This is a genomic window from Flavobacterium sp. CECT 9288, from assembly GCF_918731615.1.
Taxonomy (GTDB): domain Bacteria; phylum Bacteroidota; class Bacteroidia; order Flavobacteriales; family Flavobacteriaceae; genus Flavobacterium.
On sequence record NZ_OU957226.1, the window covers coordinates 3,146,264 to 3,164,480 of the forward strand.

The 18,217-nt window shown below is 34.5% G+C and carries 17 protein-coding genes and 1 tRNA gene; 6 read left to right on the forward strand and 12 right to left on the reverse strand.

The genetic code is table 11. From position 1 onward, the window contains the following. Nucleotides 1-11: 11 nt before the first annotated feature. The 4 genes from LQ189_RS13920 to pdxA all read right to left on the reverse strand — a co-directional run bounded on the left by LQ189_RS13920 (nucleotide 12) and on the right by pdxA (nucleotide 3,066). Nucleotides 12-1,010, reverse strand: coding sequence for a beta-ketoacyl-ACP synthase III (locus tag LQ189_RS13920; RefSeq protein WP_230157967.1), 999 nt, complete (start codon nucleotides 1,008-1,010; stop codon nucleotides 12-14). 174 nt (nucleotides 1,011-1,184) lie between these two features. Beyond that, nucleotides 1,185-1,379 (reverse strand): 50S ribosomal protein L32, encoded by a 195-nt coding sequence (gene rpmF / locus LQ189_RS13925; protein ID WP_007137315.1) that lies wholly within the window; start codon nucleotides 1,377-1,379, stop codon nucleotides 1,185-1,187. 9 nt (nucleotides 1,380-1,388) lie between these two features. After that, nucleotides 1,389-1,931: a DUF177 domain-containing protein gene (locus tag LQ189_RS13930; RefSeq protein ID WP_144894147.1), complete on the reverse strand. Its 543-nt coding sequence runs from the start codon at nucleotides 1,929-1,931 to the stop codon at nucleotides 1,389-1,391. An 85-nt stretch (nucleotides 1,932-2,016) separates the two neighbouring features. After that, complete coding sequence (pdxA, locus tag LQ189_RS13935) at nucleotides 2,017-3,066, reverse strand: 4-hydroxythreonine-4-phosphate dehydrogenase PdxA (protein ID WP_230157968.1); 1,050 nt, start codon at nucleotides 3,064-3,066, stop codon at nucleotides 2,017-2,019. A 57-nt stretch (nucleotides 3,067-3,123) separates the two neighbouring features. Here pdxA and LQ189_RS13940 point away from each other — a divergent pair, with 57 nt between their 5' ends. Beyond that, nucleotides 3,124-3,711 carry a riboflavin synthase gene (locus LQ189_RS13940; RefSeq protein ID WP_230157969.1) on the forward strand — a complete coding sequence of 196 codons (588 nt, stop codon included), beginning with the start codon at nucleotides 3,124-3,126 and terminating at the stop codon, nucleotides 3,709-3,711. Between the two features lie 32 nt (nucleotides 3,712-3,743). On the opposite strand, the gene LQ189_RS13945 is transcribed toward LQ189_RS13940, so the two are convergent. The 3 genes from LQ189_RS13945 to mce all read right to left on the reverse strand — a co-directional run bounded on the left by LQ189_RS13945 (nucleotide 3,744) and on the right by mce (nucleotide 4,892). Further along, entirely contained in the window at nucleotides 3,744-3,953 is a 210-nt protein-coding gene (locus tag LQ189_RS13945) for a hypothetical protein (RefSeq protein ID WP_230157970.1), read from the reverse strand. 322 nt (nucleotides 3,954-4,275) lie between these two features. Further along, nucleotides 4,276-4,349 (reverse strand) — tRNA-Ile (locus tag LQ189_RS13950). A 141-nt stretch (nucleotides 4,350-4,490) separates the two neighbouring features. Beyond that, nucleotides 4,491-4,892 (reverse strand): methylmalonyl-CoA epimerase, encoded by a 402-nt coding sequence (gene mce / locus LQ189_RS13955; protein ID WP_086453866.1) that lies wholly within the window; start codon nucleotides 4,890-4,892, stop codon nucleotides 4,491-4,493. Nucleotides 4,893-5,082: 190 nt separating this feature from the next. On the opposite strand from mce, the gene LQ189_RS13960 reads away from it, so the two are divergent. Further along, nucleotides 5,083-6,735 carry an Ig-like domain-containing protein gene (locus LQ189_RS13960; RefSeq protein WP_230157971.1) on the forward strand — a complete coding sequence of 551 codons (1,653 nt, stop codon included), beginning with the start codon at nucleotides 5,083-5,085 and terminating at the stop codon, nucleotides 6,733-6,735. Nucleotides 6,736-6,737: 2 nt separating this feature from the next. On the opposite strand, the gene LQ189_RS13965 is transcribed toward LQ189_RS13960, so the two are convergent. Next, nucleotides 6,738-7,508, reverse strand: a complete 771-nt coding sequence (locus LQ189_RS13965) for a nitrilase family protein (protein WP_230157973.1) — start codon at nucleotides 7,506-7,508, stop codon at nucleotides 6,738-6,740. A gap of 76 nt (nucleotides 7,509-7,584) precedes the next feature. Here LQ189_RS13965 and LQ189_RS13970 point away from each other — a divergent pair, with 76 nt between their 5' ends. Beyond that, nucleotides 7,585-8,148, forward strand: a complete 564-nt coding sequence (locus LQ189_RS13970; RefSeq protein WP_230157975.1) for a hypothetical protein — start codon at nucleotides 7,585-7,587, stop codon at nucleotides 8,146-8,148. Between the two features lie 136 nt (nucleotides 8,149-8,284). On the opposite strand, the gene LQ189_RS13975 is transcribed toward LQ189_RS13970, so the two are convergent. The 3 genes from LQ189_RS13975 to LQ189_RS13985 all read right to left on the reverse strand — a co-directional run bounded on the left by LQ189_RS13975 (nucleotide 8,285) and on the right by LQ189_RS13985 (nucleotide 11,778). Next, complete coding sequence (locus tag LQ189_RS13975) at nucleotides 8,285-9,031, reverse strand: succinate dehydrogenase/fumarate reductase iron-sulfur subunit (RefSeq protein ID WP_086453870.1); 747 nt, start codon at nucleotides 9,029-9,031, stop codon at nucleotides 8,285-8,287. A gap of 67 nt (nucleotides 9,032-9,098) precedes the next feature. Continuing rightward, on the reverse strand, nucleotides 9,099-11,099 hold the full coding sequence (locus LQ189_RS13980; protein WP_230157976.1) for a fumarate reductase/succinate dehydrogenase flavoprotein subunit: 2,001 nt from the start codon (nucleotides 11,097-11,099) through the stop codon (nucleotides 9,099-9,101). A gap of 13 nt (nucleotides 11,100-11,112) precedes the next feature. Further along, nucleotides 11,113-11,778, reverse strand: a complete 666-nt coding sequence (locus LQ189_RS13985) for a succinate dehydrogenase cytochrome b subunit (protein WP_230157978.1) — start codon at nucleotides 11,776-11,778, stop codon at nucleotides 11,113-11,115. 369 nt (nucleotides 11,779-12,147) lie between these two features. On the opposite strand from LQ189_RS13985, the gene LQ189_RS13990 reads away from it, so the two are divergent. Further along, nucleotides 12,148-13,509, forward strand: coding sequence for a hydroxymethylglutaryl-CoA synthase family protein (locus LQ189_RS13990; RefSeq protein ID WP_230157980.1), 1,362 nt, complete (start codon nucleotides 12,148-12,150; stop codon nucleotides 13,507-13,509). 99 nt (nucleotides 13,510-13,608) lie between these two features. Here LQ189_RS13990 and LQ189_RS13995 read toward each other — a convergent pair whose 3' ends face one another. Then, entirely contained in the window at nucleotides 13,609-15,090 is a 1,482-nt protein-coding gene (locus LQ189_RS13995) for a helix-turn-helix domain-containing protein (protein WP_230157982.1), read from the reverse strand. Nucleotides 15,091-15,231: 141 nt separating this feature from the next. Here LQ189_RS13995 and aceB point away from each other — a divergent pair, with 141 nt between their 5' ends. Both aceB and aceA read left to right on the forward strand, forming a co-directional pair. Beyond that, nucleotides 15,232-16,851: a malate synthase A gene (gene aceB / locus LQ189_RS14000; RefSeq protein WP_370634871.1), complete on the forward strand. Its 1,620-nt coding sequence runs from the start codon at nucleotides 15,232-15,234 to the stop codon at nucleotides 16,849-16,851. Between the two features lie 64 nt (nucleotides 16,852-16,915). Then, on the forward strand, nucleotides 16,916-18,196 hold the full coding sequence (gene aceA, locus LQ189_RS14005) for an isocitrate lyase (protein WP_182649742.1): 1,281 nt from the start codon (nucleotides 16,916-16,918) through the stop codon (nucleotides 18,194-18,196). Nucleotides 18,197-18,217 lie beyond the last annotated feature (21 nt).

Below are 18,217 nucleotides of genomic sequence, written 5' to 3' on the forward strand. Positions count from 1 at the left end.
TTAGTTTAAATTTATTTTTTATCGTAAGCCCATTTTAAATAAATAGATCCCCAAGTGAATCCACCACCAAATGCTGCTAAAATTATGTTATCCCCTTTTTTTAACAAGTGCTCAAAGTCATATAAAACTAAGGGTAAAGTAGCTGACGTGGTATTACCATATTTCTCAATATTTACAAGTACTTTAGAGTCTTCAAGTTCCATTCTACTTGCTGTTGCGTCAATAATACGTTTATTTGCTTGATGAGGAACCAACCAATCAACATCAGTATTGGTCAAATTATTTCTTTTTAGTATCAATTCACTAGCATCAGCCATATTAGTTACTGCATATTTAAAAACAGTTTTACCATCCTGAACAATACTGTGTTTTTTATCTCTAACTGTTTCAAATGATGTAGGGGTTATAGACCCACCAGCATCTATCTTTAAGAAATCTCTACCTACTCCATCGCTACGCAAATATTCATCTTGCAACCCTAATCCTTCGTAATTAGGTTCAAAGAGTACCGCTCCAGCACCATCACCAAAAATGATACAAGTAGCTCTATCTGTATAATCTACAATTGAGGACATTTTATCAGCACCTATTAACAGTACTTTTTTATATTTTCCTGAGGCTATGTAAGCTGATGCGGTTGACATACCATATAAAAAACTAGAGCAAGCAGCTTGCAAATCATAAGCAAAAGCATTAGTAGCTCCTATTTGCGTGGCTACAAAAACTCCTGTTGAGGCTACAGGCATATCGGGTGTAGCTGAGGCTAATATCACCATATCAATTTCAAGAGGATCAATATTAGCTTTTGCTATCAAATCTTGAGCAGCTTTTATAGCTAAAAAAGAGGTCCCTTTATCGGTATCCTTAAGTATTCTTCTTTCTTTAATTCCTGTACGTGAAGTAATCCATTCGTCATTGGTATCAACCATTGTTTCTAATACTTTGTTCGAAAGCACAAAATCAGGTACGTAGGCACCAACAGCGGTTATTGCGGCTGTGATTGTATTCATTGTTGCATTTATTTCAAGTCAAATGTTTCCATTTGAAAATTTTTTAAAAGACGTGAAAATTACAAAAAAATTTTCATTTTTTTCTGAAAGTGTTGTCTTATAATTAGCTCTAATTATAATCAACAAAAAAAACTCTCACGATGTGAGAGTTCGAATATCATTTACCGTAATGTATTAAGCAACAGCTACAGATTTATCTATAACAACTTGCCCTCTGTAATACATTTTACCTTCGTGCCAGTATGCTCTGTGGTATAAGTGTGCTTCTCCTGTGATAGGACAAGTTGCAATTTGTGCTACAGTAGCTTTATAATGTGTTCTTCTCTTATCTCTTCTTGTTTTGGAGATTTTTCTCTTAGGATGTGCCATTTTACTATATTATTTATCCGTTAATAGTTGCTTTAATTTGTCCCATCGCGGGTCAATATTTTCTTCTTCTTTAATTTCTTCTTTCTCTTCGCTTACAGCAAGTTCACTTAGTTTTTGCAAAGCTTCTGTTTGCAAAGTACCGTCTTTTACGCCAGGATGAACCCGTCTTAAAGGAACTGATAACACAATCATTTCATAAATATATTGCGCTATATCTATCTCAAACTCTCCGTGAGGAAGTATTAATAACTCCTCATTATCATTGTTAAATTCTTCACCAAAACGAACTATAAGTTTCATTTTTCCTTTTACAGTCAAGTTAAAATCTTCACTGGTCAAGTCACAAGGAACATTTACATATCCTTTGTGTTTAAAACTTAATTCTAGAAATGTACTTTTTTTATCTAAAACTACATTTACTTTGATATTTGAATCTTGATATTCATTGTAATCAAAGATTTCAAAGAACTTATTATCAATTTGATATTCAAAATTATGTTTCCCTAGCTTCAAACCTATAAAAGGTATCAAATATTCTTTCGTGTTCTTCATTTTAACCACAATTTGACCCTAAACTTCGGGAGTGCAAAGATATAAATTTATTGCAAATCTAATAATCTTATTCACTTTTTTTTGTTCACAACTGTTTTTCTTTTATTCTAAGTGGTTTTTTACTGATTTCGGCATATTGATTTCTAGAATGAAACACATCAATAGCTAAATATACCGCCTCTTTAAATGAATTGAAATCAGCAATACCTTTACCCGCAATTTCATAAGCAGTCCCGTGATCTGGCGAAGTTCTAATTTTATACAAACCTGCTGTATAATTTACTCCTTTGCCAAAAGACAATGTTTTAAAAGGTATCAATCCTTGATCATGATAGGTTGCTATTATAGCGTCGTATTTTTCGTATTGATTGCTTCCAAAAAAACCATCTGCTGAAAAAGGCCCAAAAACAAGTGTTCCTTTATCAAATATTTTTTTCAAAACAGGATTCAAAACTAAGTTTTCCTCATTCCCTATTACTCCACCATCACCACAGTGAGGATTCAACCCCAACACTGCAATTTTAGGCTTGTTTATACTGAAATCTTGAATTAAAGACTGCTTGATTGTTTCAATCTTTCTAACAATTAACTCCTCGGTTAAATGTGTTGCTACTTCACTTAAAGGAATATGATCTGTAAGCAAACCTACCCTCAAATTATCTTGAACCATCAACATCAATGCATTTCCTTCTAATTCTTGATCCAAATAATCCGTATGTCCCGGAAACGCAAACTCTTCTGATTGTATGTTAGATTTATTAATAGGAGCCGTTACCAATACGTCAACTCCACCTTCCTTTAATGCCTTTGTAGCCGCAACAAAAGACTTTATTGCATACTCTCCTGCTTTGCCATCAGATTTACCAAAATTCAACTCAACTCCTTCTTTCCAAACATTTAAAACATTGATTTTTCCATGGACCAATTGGTCTAATTTATCAATTCCGTGCAATACAGATGTAGAGTGAAATGTTTTTTTAACGAAAGACAACATTTTTACATTTGCAAAAATAACTGGAGTACACATTTCTAACATTCGAGAATCCTCAAATGTTTTCAAAACTACCTCGCTTCCAATACCGTTTAAATCTCCTATAGAAATCCCTACAATTATATTTTCTGCATTTTTCACCATGACTACCGTTATTTATTGCTAATTTTGAATTGCAAATTTAGTAAAATAAAACAAGAAATGTTTACAGGAATCATAGAAACACTTGGCACCATCCAAGAAATACAAAAAGAGAATTCTAATGTGCATATTACCATCAGCTCCTCTATTACAAACGAACTTAAAATAGACCAAAGCGTAGCACATAACGGTGTATGCCTAACAGTTGTAGCCATACAAGATGACCGCTATACCGTGACTGCCATAGATGAAACTTTACAAAAAACCAACCTATCTCACTGGAATACAAATGATATTGTAAACCTAGAGCGCGCTATGAAACTGGGCGATAGGCTTGACGGACATATTGTGCAAGGTCACGTTGACCAAGTAGGAACCTGCATTCTAGCCGATGAAACCAACGGGAGCTGGAAATACACATTTGAATACGACAGTAATCTAAATAACATCACAATCGAAAAAGGATCCATAACCGTAAACGGCGTTAGTTTAACCGTAGTAGATTCGCAAAAAGATAGATTTAGTGTTGCCATTATCCCATACACCTATGAGCATACTAACTTCAACACTTTTACAATTGGCACAAAAGTAAATTTAGAATTTGATGTTATTGGTAAATATGTATCCCGACTTCACGGTATGAAATAAGATCCCCAAAAAAAAGAAAACCTTTAGTAATTCTAAAGGTTTTCTTTTTTTACACGATGTATCGTGATATAATATCCTAAAAATGCTGCTACTATAACCGCTATAAAAACATAGTCATCAACTGGAAATACAGGTTGATCCTCACCTAGTGGTGGCGGTGGTGTTCTTTGAGCATTTGCAAAAATTACAAAAGCAAAAGTCAACACAAACGAAAGGTGGTATTTATTTGAAAGTTGTTTCATGTCGTTACAAAAATAAAAAAATTAACGACACAAAAAAGAAATTAAATTACAATAACTTGTTTTTTATCAATAACATGCCTAGTTTTTACTATTATAACAAATTCTTACTAAAACAAGAATTACGCTAAATCTAAATCTATAACTTTTGCAGCTAGACAATCTCTTTTAAAAGTGCATAAAAAGCAACAATCAAATAAAAACATTTTACATGTAACGAACCAATTTCAGATTTGATCCCGAAACAGATTCAACAACATCTTTCTAATTCACTCCCCTAAAAAAAATAAACCCCTCAATATCAACAGATATGAGGGGTTTTTTGTGGTCCCACCTGGGCTCGAACCAGGGACCACCTGATTATGAGTCAGGTGCTCTAACCAGCTGAGCTATAGGACCGGTTATGAGGTTGCAATATTACTACTATTTTTTAATTGCTACAAATAAATTCGACATAGTTTTTTAGTGTTTTATAAAAAAAATTATACCGTAAACCGAATGTATTGACTATTAACAACCTACATTTTATAAAAATTCGAATTATTGTATTTCTTGACACAATTCTATTAAAACACCATTAGTACTTTTAGGATGTAAAAACACAACTAACTTGTTATCAGCTCCTTTTTTTGGAGTTTCATTAAGAACCACAAAGCCTTCTTGCTTTAATCGAGTAATTTCTGACTCAATATCTGCTACATCAAAAGCAATATGATGAATCCCTTCGCCTTTTTTCTCTAAAAACTTAGCTATTGGACTATCCGGATGAGTTGCAGCTAGTAGTTCAATCTTATTAGGTCCGCTCTGAAAGAATGAAGTAGTAACGCCTTCGCTCAACACTTCTTCAAATTTATAGGCGGGAGCTCCAAACAGTTTTTCAAAAACCAAGTTAGATACCTCTAAATCTTTTACAGCAATTCCTATGTGTTCTATTTTTCTCATGAATCAATTTATCTTTATTTTAAAACATCCTATACTTTGGTTCAGCAACCAATGCTGTAAAATTAGTATTTATATTCATAGACCAAAAATATCACTAACTCTATTCCTTTACTATTTATAATAAATCCTTAAAATATTTCGAAAGCATAAATTATAGTCGTTATTTTGCAAACTGAAATCAGAATTTATCATGTTGAAAAACAATCTCAAATACACAATTTTTTTAATTGCAATACTCCTTGCTAGTTGTGCAAAAAGAGGAAATATAACTGGAGGACTCAAAGACACTATTGCGCCAGTGCTAAAGATTAGTTTTCCTAAAAATTTCAGCACTAATTTCACAGGAAACAAAATCCAATTGGTGTTTGACGAAAATATCAAATTGAAAAACTTAAATAAGCAACTTATCATTTCTCCACCCATGAAAAATGAACCGCTTGTTCTTCCTACTACGCCTACAAAAACGTTAACAATTACGCTCAAAGATACTTTACAACCTAACACAACATACAGCCTAAACTTCGGTCAAAGTATTGCTGATAATAACGAAGAGAACCCACTAAACCAGTTTAAATACGTGTTCTCTACAGGAGCAACCATTGATTCTTTGCAACTAGGAGGAACCATAAAAAGCGCCCTTGACAAAGAGGTAGAATCTTTCGTTTCGGTTATGCTGTATGAAGTAAACGAAAAATTTAATGACTCTGTAATTTACAAACAAAACCCAAGATACATTACAAATACTCTTGATAGTTTGAAAACTTTCAAATTAGAAAACCTTAAAGCTGGTAAATATTTACTTGTAGCGCTTAAGGACTACAATAACAATAATAAATTTGACCCTAAAAAAGACAAGATTGGGTTTGTAAAAGAATTTATATCTGTACCAAACGATACGCTTTATGAACTCGAGATCTTCAAAGAAAAGCTACCATTTAAGGCTGTTAAACCAGTACAAGCTGCTGGAAATAAACTTATAATGGGTTTTGAAGGAACACTAAACAACATAAAGGATTTACCTAAATTAACACTGAAAGACAATACTACCGAAATAAATCACTTGGTTACCAAATATCCAAAGAAGGATTCACTACAAATATGGTATAAACCTATAAAAACAGATTCCTTAAAGCTTTTTGTAAAAAAAGACAAGTATGAAACCAACTTTACTTTTAAAATTAAGGATCAAAAAAAAGATACTTTAAATATTACTCCTTTACAAATGGGCGACTTGAAATTCAGAGAGCAGTTTACTCTTGAAGCTAGTACGCCATTAATTAATATTGTAAACGAAAAAATAACTTTATTGGATAAAAACAAAAAATCGATTCCGTTTAAAACAGAATATGACGTATACAATCAACGCTTGTATTTTGACTTTAAAAAAGAACCTTCAGAAAACTACGTAATAACCGTTTTACCTGAAGCTTTTACTGATTTTTTTGAAAAAAAGAATGACACCTTAACCTTTAAATTCACTACCCGAAATACCTCAGATTATGGAAATTTGAGTGTGAATCTTCAAAAAGTAAAAAGCTTCCCTGTACTTATTGAGCTCACCAATACAAAAGGTGATGTACTAGCCTCTGAATATACTACAGAAAACAGCACTGTCAATTTCAATTTAATAGAACCTGCACAATATACACTTAGAGCCACTTATGACACCAATAAAAACGGCAAGTGGGATCAGGGTAATTTCCTGAACAAACTCCAAGCCGAAGAAGTAATTTATTTTTCAAAAGAAATAGATGTTCGTGCCAATTGGGATGTTAATCAACTCTTTGATTTAAGTATTCCGTACACCCCCGAAATTAAAAAGAAAGTAACAAACAAAAAATAACCTTAGTTATCTTTTAGTTCAAATGTGTCTCGATCATTGAGAAAACCTAGTTTTTGTCTCGTTTCAACTAACTTTTCCTTATTTAATTTTACGACAAAAGAACCTTCCATTTGGGTAGGTTCTTGTAAATAATGACCTAAAAAATCTACGGCTTGAGAATGCCCTACGTATTCATACCCATTTCCATCAGTTCCTAATCTGTTAACTCCTAAAGTATAACACATATTCTCAACAGCTCGCGCCTGAAGTAAAATATCCCAAGCATTTACCCTTGTTTTGGGCCAGCTAGCTACATAAACTAATAAGTGATAATCCTCTGTATTTCTGGAAAAAACAGGAAAACGCAAATCATAACAGATTAAAGGACAAATTTTCCAACCTAAATAGTCAATAATACACTTTTCTTTACCTGCTACATAGGCTATGTTTTCACCCGACAATGTAAACAAATGTTTCTTGTCATAATACTCTACCTTTCCAGAAGGCGCAACAAAAACGAACCTGTTAAAAAAATGATCATCCTCTGTGATCACGAGACTACCCATAAAAGCACAATTTCTATTGGAAGCAAGTTGTTTTAACCAAGTTAATGTTTCACCCTGCATACCTTCAGCAACACGTTCAGGATTCATGGTAAAACCACTAGTAAACATCTCTGGCAAGACTATTATTTGTACATCAAGTTGTATTTCATTGATTTTGGATTCGAAATACACACGGTTTTCCAAAGGGTTTTCCCATGATAACGGAGCTTGAATGAAGGCTATTTTCATTTTTTTCTAATTTTCTATAAAAATAACAATTCTATACGTACCGTAACTTCCTTACATTAGCAAAAAGAAAAAAATCATGAAAAAAATATTAGTTGCCATTGTGCTATTAAGTCAATTAGCTCTTCAAGCACAAGAAAAAACGGGTGCACAACAATTTTGGGAAAACCTACAAAAACAGTGCGGAAAATCGTTTGAAGGAGAAATTAAAGAAGGTGCTTCGAATGATACTTTTAGGGATAAAAAACTAGTAATGCACGTAAGAAGCTGTACCAAAAATACCATTAAAATTCCTTTTTTTGTTGGCGAAGACAAATCAAGAACTTGGGTTTTAACGTTTGAAAACGATAGAATTAAACTTAAACACGATCACAGACACGAAGATGGAACTGAAGATAAAGTAACAGAATACGGCGGTACTAATCCAAATTCAGGTAATGCTGGTATTCAATTTTTTCCAGCAGATCAAGAAACATTAAATTTAATTCCGAACGCCGCAACTAATGTCTGGTGGATTACAATTGATGAGACCTCGTTTACCTATAACTTAAGACGCATAGGATCTGATAGATTGTTTACCGTAAAATTTGATCTAACAAAAACAGTAGCAACACCCGCTGCTCCCTGGGGATGGATAGACTAGAACACTTTTTAACCCTAACATTTAGATAAAAATTTATAATAAAATAAAAAAAAAACGCATTCAACTTTGAGATTGAATGCGTTTTTTATAATTATGAATTGTTTGTCCTAAGAATCTAATTTTTAAGACTAACTAATTATCCTTTTAAACTAGCCGATAAATATTCTCTATTCATTCTGGCAATGTTTTCAAGTGAAATACCTTTTGGACATTCAACTTCACATGCTCCAGTATTAGTACAGTTACCAAAACCTTCAGCATCCATTTGAGCAACCATGTTCATTACACGATCAGCGGCCTCAACTTTACCTTGTGGTAATAAAGCATACTGTGATACTTTTGCAGAAACGAACAACATTGCTGATGAGTTTTTACAACTTGCAACACATGCACCGCAACCAATACAGGTAGCAGCATCAAATGCTCTATCAGCATCGTGTTTAGGAATCAAAATAGCGTTAGCATCTGTTGGTTTTCCTGAAGTATTAACTGATACAAATCCTCCTGCATGTTGAATTCTATCAAAAGCACTTCTGTCAACAACTAAATCTTTGATAACTGGAAAAGCTTTGGCTCTGAATGGCTCGATAAAAATAGTATCACCATCTTTAAACATTCTCATGTGCAATTGACAAGTTGGTACACGTCTATCTGGACCATGTGCTTCACCATTGATATACAAAGAACATGAACCGCAAATTCCCTCACGACAGTCGTGATCAAAAGAAACTGGTAAATCTCCTTTCTCTATTAAGCCTTCGTTAAGCACATCTAGCATTTCAAGGAAAGACATGTCCTCTTCAATACCATCTAATGGATACTCTACGATTTTACCTTCTGCTTTGGCGTTGGCTTGACGCCATATTTTTAATGTAAGTTTCATATTTTCTTTCGTTTGAAAGTCTTAGATAAAAAGTAGAACTACCATCATTTCTATCTCGGACTGATTCCTATTTATAACTACGCGTTACTAGTTTAACATTGTCATAGACTAAAGGTTCCTTATGAAGTATAGCCTCACTTGGTTTACCCATGTATTCCCATGCTGCAACATAAGCATAGTTCTCATCGTCTCGTTGTGCTTCACCATCCTCAGATTGGTATTCTTCACGGAAGTGACCTCCACAAGATTCGTTACGGTGCAATGCATCTTTAGCAAACAACTCTCCTAACTCTAAGAAATCAGCAACACGACCAGCTTTATCAAGCTCTTGGTTGAAACTGTATGCATCTCCAGGAACTTTTACATCTCTGTAAAACTCTTCTCTTAAAGCTGCAATTTCTTCGATTGCTTCAGTTAATCCTTTTGCGTTACGCGCCATACCCACTTTGTTCCACATGATTTTTCCAAGTTTCTTATGGAAATAATCAACAGAATGCGTACCGTTATTATTAATTAACTGATCAATACGTGCTTTTACATTTTTCTCAGCTTCAACAAATTCAGGTAAATCAGTAGAAATTTTTCCTGTTTTAATGTCTGGTGCTAAATAATCACCTATTGTGTATGGCAATACAAAGTATCCATCAGCTAAACCTTGCATTAAAGCCGAAGCTCCAAGACGGTTTGCTCCGTGATCAGAGAAGTTAGCTTCTCCAATACTGAAACAGCCAGGAATTGTAGTTTGTAAGTTATAATCAACCCAAATACCACCCATAGTATAGTGTACTGCTGGATAAATCATCATTGGAGTTGTGTATGGATCCTCATCAACGATTTTCTCATACATTTGGAATAAGTTTCCGTATTTATTAGCCACAATAGCAGCTCCTAATTTTGTTACTAACGCTTTGTCATTGGCATCAAGACCTTTAACATACGCTTGTTCTTTACCGTAACGCTCAATTGCTGCTGCAAAATCTAAGTAAACTGCTTCACCAGTTTTGTTCACACCAAAACCAGCATCACATCTCTCTTTGGCTGCGCGCGAAGCGATATCTCTAGGCACTAAGTTACCAAATGCTGGGTAACGACGCTCTAAATAATAATCTCTGTCAGCTTCGGCGATTTGTGTCGGTTTCAATTTACCTTCACGAATAGCTTGTGCATCTTCTAATTTTGCAGGTACCCAAATACGTCCATCATTACGTAATGACTCAGACATCAAAGTCAATTTAGACTGGTGATCACCAGAAACTGGGATACAAGTTGGGTGAATTTGTGTGTAGCATGGGTTAGCAAAGAAAGCTCCTTTTTTGTGCACTTTCCATGCAGCAGTAGCGTTACTTCCCATGGCATAAGTTGACAAGAAAAATACGTTACCGTAACCTCCAGAAGCAATTACAACTGCATGTGCAGAGTGACGCTCTAGCTCACCTGTTACCAAGTTACGAGCAATAATTCCTCTTGCTTTACCATCAACAAGAACTAAATCTTGCATTTCGTGACGTGTGTATGATTTTATCTTACCACGACCTATTTGACGGTTCATAGCAGAATAAGCTCCTAATAATAATTGTTGACCTGTTTGACCTTTTGCATAAAAAGTTCTAGCAACTAATGTTCCACCAAAAGAACGGTTATCAAGCAAACCACCGTACTCACGTGCCAATGGCACACCTTGCATAACACACTGGTCAATAATATTTACAGAAACTTCTGCAAGTCTATGTACGTTTGCTTCTCTAGAGCGGTAATCTCCTCCTTTTACCGTATCGTAAAACAAACGGAAAGTAGAGTCACCATCACCTTGATAGTTTTTTGCTGCGTTGATACCACCTTGTGCAGCAATAGAGTGTGCACGACGAGGTGAATCTTGAAAGCAAAAAGTTTTAACGTTATATCCTAATTCAGCTAAAGTTGCAGCAGCAGATCCTCCTGCAAGTCCCGTTCCAACAACAATAATATCAATATTACGTTTGTTAGCTGGGTTAACTAAATTGATGTGATTTTTATAATTTGTCCATTTGTCCGCTATTGGACCATTTGGTATTTTTGAATCTAAAGCCATTTATAATTTAATATTAATGATTAAAATGATGAAATAATGCAATGAAAATAAAGCCTACAGGAACTACAATTGCAAAAGCATATCCCAATTTGTGTAATGATCTAGAGTATTTATTGTTGAACCCTACAGATTGAAATGAAGAGTTGAAACCGTGCCACAAGTGTAATGCTAATAATACAAATGAAACACAATAAATAGCAGTACGGATAGGATCAACAAATTTATGTTGCAACTCACCAAAATAACGAGTCTCATCAAGTGGATTTACCTCTACATACTTGTAAACCATTTCTGGAATCCAAAAATCGTAAAAGTGTAAAAGCATAAAAGCCAATACTACTAAACCAGAAATAATCATGTTACGTGATGCCCATGATGAACTAGCTGCACCATTATTTTTTACATATTTAATAGGCCTTGCACTTTTGTTTTGAAGATCTAAAACGATACCCATAATAAAGTGAAAAATAACACCTATAATAAGAATAGGTTGAATAACAAACTGCACCAACGGGTTATTTCCCATAAAATGAGAAATAGAGTTAAAAGTATCAGGACTAAAAACCGAGGTACTGTTTATAAAAAAATGTTGTGCTAAAAATAAAATTAAGAAAAGTCCAGAAAGCGCCATAGCTACTTTTTTTGCGATCGATGACTTTAATAATGAAGATTTTGCCATAAGAATTTAGTTGTATTAATTTAAAAAATCATACAAAAATAGGGCAATTAGAAATGAACTACAACCTTTTCGCTATAATTTATAATCATTTTAAAGTGTTACATCACAAAACCAAATAAACCTATATAAATCAATACCTAGAACCCTACAAAAGAAGAATTTCGTTAGACAAAACCAAAGAATTTGAAAATCTTTACGAATCAAACAAAAACATAATTCTTAAAAAGATTGGTGTTTTTTACGAGATCAATAATTTGCTCAAATCAAAAATTTAAATTTACTAAAAATAGACCGAAGGCAGTTTTAAAAACACAAAATAAAAAAAGATTAGCGCACTTATTTCTAATTTTATAGTCAAAATAATTTAAAATGAAGATCGGAATCGATGCCATCACTTTTGATGTTGCAAACATACATTTATCCATTAAAGCTTTGGCGAAAGCCAGAAATATTGACCCTGAAAAACTAGAAAAAGGTCTCGGATTGCTTAAAATGACTCTACCAGATGTTCATCAAGATGTTGTAGTTTTTGGAGCCAATGCCTTGACCAAGTTAATCCTAAACCACAACATTGACCTCAGTGAAATAGCCCGGATTTATGTGGGTACGGAAAGCAGTATAGACAACTCCAAACCTATTAGTTCGTTCTTAATTTCATTGATGGAACAAAAATTTGGCGAAAACACCTTGTCAGAATGCGATGTAGTTGATTTTACTTTTGCTTGCATTGGCGGAGTAGATGCGATGCAAAATTGTATTGATTTTGTTCGACTCAACCCAACTAAAAAAGCCATTGTGGTTACGACTGATTTTGCTAAATACGATTTGAACTCTACCGGCGAATACACCCAAGGTGCGGGAGCTGTTGCCCTATTGATCACTTCAAACCCCAGAATTATCGCTTTTGGAGATTTCTGGGCAACGAGTACCAAAGGTGTTTTTGACTTTTTTAAACCCTACAGAACTTTATCAAAAACTGCCATAACTGGAAATGAAACAAACGAAGCTTGGTTTGATAATTTGGAAAGCGAAATAGAAATACATAAAGATCAACCTGTTTTTGACGGTCAGTATTCCAATCAATGTTACATGGATAGAACCCGAGATGCTTATTTTTCGTTCAAAAAATTAAAAAAAACATCTCAAACGGTTTATGACACATGGACCAGCATTGTCATGCACTTACCTTACGCATATCAAGGCCGCAGAATGCTAGGTGAAATTTATGCTTTGGATGCCTCCAATAGCACTTTATCAAGAACAGAAGAAACTACTGTTTACCAACACAAACTGAAAGAAATCAGCAAAAGTGAAGCCTACATAGAATTTGTGTCTAAAAAATTACAGCCCGCCGAACTAGCTTCGTCGCTGATAGGAAATCTTTATACAGGCTCTATTTTTATGGGCTTATTGTCAACATTAACTCATTTTTACAATACGAAAAAAGAAATTTCCGGAAGTGTATTTGGTTTTCTGGCGTATGGAAGTGGCTCGAAGTCAAAAGTATTTGAAGGAACCATTCAAGCCGAATGGAAAGAAGCACTGGAGCGTGTAGCCTTATTTGAAACCCTCGAAAAGAGTTTTGAAATTGACTTTAAAACTTACGAAAAACTCCATAAAAAAGAACAACACCAAAGTGTTTGTAGCCCAAAAAACGAGTGGGTTTTAGATCGTATTGAAAGCGAAAAACCCAACTTACTGGGAGCTCGTTATTATAAATGGGTGGAGTAACATACTCTTAAATTAATAAAAAACACAGATTTCATCAATTTAATGTACTATTGGCGAAATCTGTGTCTTTTATTATGTAATTACTTTTGAATTCTATTTTTAACTAAACTTCGTCATGTATTTCTGGACAATAGCTTCGGTGTTTTCATTCCTAATTTTTTGTTCCAATTGAATAGGAGGCGAAGCACGTTCTAAACAATCTTTTACGGCACACGTTTCACAAGTAACACCTACAATTTGTTTTTTTAGCGACTCATTTTCGATGAACTTAAACTTTTTCTTCATTCCTGCTGTCATCAATATTCCAACAGAAATACTTCGGATACAATCTGTTTTAAAAGGATCTGGAGTTGCTGACGAGAAAACGAGATACTCATTTTTACTGTTTTCGTAACTAGAGATTTGGGCATCAAAAAAGTGATTTTTTCCCTGCTTTATAGATTCTTCAATCGTACGTATAGAAACCCATCTCCGGCAGTAATGCTCGTTCATTTCATTAGCATGCGGCTCCTGCTGATTAGTGATGTGTAACTCCTTTTTTATCTGATAAGTATCCGTTCCTTTTTGGTGCGAAAGTCGTAAGAAAAACAAATTTTTGAGATTAAAATCTTTTGGTAAAATATTAGTCAAGCGTTGGTAAAAAGACTCAGGAGATACATTAAACTGGTTCATCAACTGAACCATTTGTTGTGGTTTAGGATTTTCTAGAGCTAAGAATACATTTAGCTCGTCTATAAGATGTTGACGCGGTAACAGCAAAGCACCAGCAAAATAAGAGGCGTAAAAATTATTCAACACCTGGTCAAAATTATCAAATTTTATCCAACTAAAAGTATACAATCGCTCCTTGATTTCCATGTAGTTGTATGCAATTTCTTTAGCTAAAATAAACGCTTTTTGTCCTTCATCAATATCGTTTGATAGCAACAAAGTTTTACTAGAGGGTACAAAAATGGAACGTAAATCACCCAAAGCTTCGTGCTCTGTAAAAATCAACTCTTGTATGGTATATCCATATTCTTCAACAAGAATAGCCTTAAGCTCTGTGATAGAAATATTAGTGGTTAAGTCTACATGAAACGCTTTACAAAACAAAAGAACTTTCTCCTCTAAATCTTCAAAATAATTATTGTGCGCCTCTTGATAAGAACGAAGCGCTGCCAAGAAAAAACTTTCTCTGGTAAGGTTATAGTGTTGCGCAATTTCAATAATGGTACTTATAAAAGCATTGACCTTAGCAGGTGCATTGGCAATAATATCAATTAAATCAGCTTCTTGAATTCCAAACAGCTCCAGCGGAATCTCTTTTAAAATTCCTGATTTTAGTATTTCACCAATAGGTGCCAAATTATTATCCAGTTTCAACGAAACCATGTGATCATAAGTAACATCTAATTTTTCAGCCAGTAAAATAATCTTATCGGTTTTAGGATATTTCTTTCCTTTCTCAATTTCGTTCAAATACGATTTGGAGAGCGCTGTGATTTTGGCTAAACCAAATAAAGACAAATTTTTAGCCGTACGTGCTTGCTTGAGTTTAAGCCCAAAAATAAGCTTGATATAATCTTTCTCTATGTTCATATCTCAAAGATAAGACAAAAAATATTTTCGCCAAAAAAAATATTTTTACATTTTAGCGTACGTTCGCTTTTTTTATTAAAAACTTTTTGTATCATTGCAGTGTTAAAAAATAATATTGACAACAAAAAAAGATAATTAGTTATGGAAACAGGTCAAAAAACAGAAATTAAAGAAATATATTCAACCAATATGTTAAATTTTTCAATAGAGACTACAGAGCGTTATCCTGAAATTTTAACCGATGAAGCAATAACATTCCTTTCATTACTTCATGAAAATTTCAATAATGAACGTTTGTTGTTATTACAAAACAGAATAAAACAACAAGATTTATTTGATGCAGGCGCACTACCTACTTTTCCATTGGAAACAAAAGAAATTAGAGAAAACAACTGGGAAGCAGCAACTACACCAGATGATCTAGCAGACAGAAGAGTTGAAATAACAGGGCCTGTAGATCGTAAAATGGTAATCAATGCCCTGAATTCTGGTGCCAAAACTTTCATGGCTGATTTTGAAGACAGCACTTCCCCAACATGGAGCAATCTTATGACAGGGCAGCAAAACCTGAAAGATGCCGTGAACAAAACAATAACTCTTGAGGATCCTATTAAAAACAAAAAGTACAGTTTAAACGAAAAAACTGCCGTGTTGTTAGTTCGTCCCAGAGGATTGCATTTGCCTGAGAAGAATATTTTAATTGGCGGCGTACAAACTTCTGGATCACTAATTGACTTTGGGTTGTATGCCTTTCACAACTATAAAAAACTTATTGAAGATGGTACAGCACCTTATTTTTACATCCCAAAACTAGAGCATTATCTTGAAGCTAGATGGTGGAACGAAGTTTTCTTATTTACGCAGGAGTATTTAGGAGTAAAAAAAGGAACTTTCAAAGCAACCGTTTTAATCGAAACTATAACCGCCAGTTTTCAATTGGACGAAATTATTTATGAACTGAAAGATCATATTGTTGGTTTGAATTGCGGCCGATGGGATTACATCTTTTCATATATCAAAAAATTACGAAACAATGCTAATTTCATTGTCCCAAACAGGGATCAAGTAACCATGACAGCTCCATTTATGAGTGCTTATTCACAACTAGTAATTCAACGTTGTCACAAACGAAACATACACGCTATAGGCGGAATGGCAGCACAAATTCCTATAAAAAATAACGAAGAAGCCAACACTATAGCTTTTAACAAAGTAATTGCCGACAAAGAACGTGAAGTTAAAAATGGTCATGACGGTACTTGGGTAGCACATCCTGATTTGGTTCCGCTTGCCATGACTGTATTTGACAAATATATGCCTGCCAAAAACCAAATTGATGTAAAAAGAGAGGACGTTCACGTAACCGAAAGCGATTTACTAGAAACTCCAAAAGGAACCATCACAGAGGAAGGCGTTCGAAAAAACATCAGTATTTCTGTTTTATACATTGCCTCATGGCTCAATGGCCAAGGCGCTGCAGCTTTGCATCATTTAATGGAAGATGCTGCAACTGCGGAGATTTCTAGATCACAACTGTGGCAATGGCTACAAAACAAAGTTGCGCTAGAAAACGGAAAACAACTAAACACCAATTACTATCATAAACTAGCCATGGAAGAATTTGAAAAAATAAAAAAACTAGTTGGAGATGAAAATCATGAGAAACAAAAATACATTCTAGCGGAACAATTATTAGATCAACTGGTGGTAAACAAGAATTTCATAGACTTTTTAACCCTACCAGGATACAAATACATTTAAAAAACAATTGCAATAAAATAAATATCAATAAAATATTAAACACCATTTAAACCATACAAACACTATGAAAACTACCGAAACAAGAATTCAAGAATTAGTTGCAGACTGGATTACAAACCCAAGATGGAAAGGCATTGAGCGTCCGTATACTGCTGAAGAAGTTGTTAAATTACAAGGTTCTTACCAAATAGAACACAGCGTTGCAAGACTTGGAGCTACTACTTTATGGAACAAACTTAATTCGCAAGATTTTGTGGCTGGACTTGGCGCACTTACAGGAAACCAAGCTATTCAAGAAGTAGAAGCTGGACTTGAAGCTATATACTTGAGCGGATGGCAAGTAGCTGCCGACGCAAATGTAGCCGGCGAAATGTACCCTGACCAATCATTATACCCTGCCAATAGTGTTCCGCTTGTAGTAAAACGTATTAACAATGCGCTCTTGAGAGCAGATCAAATACAAGTGGTAAACGGAACTACTGATAAAAAAGACTACCTAGTTCCTATTGTGGCTGATGCCGAAGCTGGTTTTGGAGGAAATCTAAATGCTTTTGAATTAATGAAATCGATGATCGAAGCAGGAGCAGCAGGTGTTCACTTTGAAGACCAATTGAGTTCTGCTAAAAAATGCGGTCACCTTGGCGGAAAAGTTTTAGTTCCTACGCAAGAAGCTATCAATAAATTAATTGCAGCTCGTTTAGCAGCTGATGTTATGGGAACGCCTACGCTTGTTGTTGCTAGAACTGACGCTGATGCCGCTAATTTATTGACAAGCGATATTGACCCAAGAGACGCAAAATTCATTACAGGAGAAAAAACTGCTGAAGGCTTTTTTTATGTGAATTGTGGAATTGAACAAGGAATTGACCGTGGATTGAGTTACGCACCGTATGCTGATTTAATTTGGATGGAAACTAGTAACCCTGATTTAGCATACGCCAAACAATTTGCAGAAGCTATTCACGCACAATTCCCAGGAAAAATGCTAGCTTACAATTGCTCTCCATCTTTTAACTGGGCTGCAAAACTATCTGTAGCTGAAATGGAAACTTTTAGAGAAGACCTAGCAGCTATGGGCTATAAATTTCAGTTCATCACATTGGCTGGGTTTCATGCCTTAAACACAAGTATGTTTGAACTTTCAAAAGCTTACAAAGAAAGAGGAATGGCGGGCTACTCTGAATTACAAGAAAGAGAATTTGCTCTACAAAAACACGGCTTCAAAGCGGTAAAACACCAAGGATTTGTAGGGACTTCTTATTTTGATGCGGTACAAAATACTGTAACAATCGGAAAATCAAGCACTACAGCCATGAAAGATTCTACTGAAACGGCACAGTTTTAAATATCTAAAGAACATAAAAAA